At 74.5% G+C, this 879-nt stretch carries 1 protein-coding gene; it reads left to right on the forward strand.

Annotated features, from left to right (window positions below):
* The coding region (gene dacB / locus IY392_RS18755; RefSeq protein ID WP_194862039.1) for a D-alanyl-D-alanine carboxypeptidase/D-alanyl-D-alanine-endopeptidase at nt 1–879 on the forward strand (879 nt) is incomplete at both ends.

The following is an 879-nucleotide window of genomic DNA, read 5'->3' on the forward strand; positions in this document are numbered from 1 at the left end:
GTTCTGGCGCGCGGCACCCGCCCCGACACCCTCGTGGTGATCCCGGGCGGAGACCCCACCATGTCCGGTTCCGCCGAACCCGGCCCGTTGTTCCCGGGTGCCGCCACCATCGCGCAGGCCGCGGGAGTCGTCCGCACGGCCGGCCAGACCCCCGCGCGCATCGTGGTGGCCCCGGGCCCGTACACCGGCCCGCGCCTCGGGCCCGGCTGGTCCCCGGTCGACATCGCTGGGGGCAACATCGCCCCCGTACAGGCGTGGATGCTCGACGCGGGTCGCCTGGATCCGGTGGACGAGTACTCGCCTCGCACCCCGGAGCCCACGCTGGCGGCCGGGAGGGCTCTGGCCCGCGAACTGGGCGTCGATCCCGAGCAGGTCAGCGTCTCGGAGGAGCCGGTGGAGACGACGGAGGAGTTCGGCCGCGTGTCGTCCGCGCCGCTCACCGAACGGGTGCGTTCGATGCTCGTCCACTCGGACAACGTGCTGGCGGAGACGATCTGCCGGGAGGTCGCGCTCGACCGGAACCCCGACCAGGCGGCCGGGTTCTCGGCCGGGACCGCAGCCGTCGTGGACACCCTCGCCGAGCGGGGGCTCGACATGTCGGGGGTCCGCCTCGACGACTGTTCGGGCATGAGCGCCGGTAACCGGATCTCGGCGGCCGCCCTCACGGACGTTCTGCGCACCGCCGCGGCTCCCGATGCGACCCGGGAGATGCGGGACCTGCTGGACGCCCTGCCCATCGCGGCGGGGTCGGGAACCCTTGTGGACCGCTTCAACGGGCCGTCGGCGGCGGGTGCGGGGTGGGTGCGGGCCAAGACCGGGACACTGAGGGAGACCAGCGCGCTCGCCGGCACCGTCACCAGCGCCGACGGCCGGACGATG

The organism is Dietzia sp. SYD-A1, assembly GCF_015356725.1.
In the GTDB taxonomy this organism is placed as follows: Bacteria; Actinomycetota; Actinomycetes; order Mycobacteriales; family Mycobacteriaceae; genus Dietzia.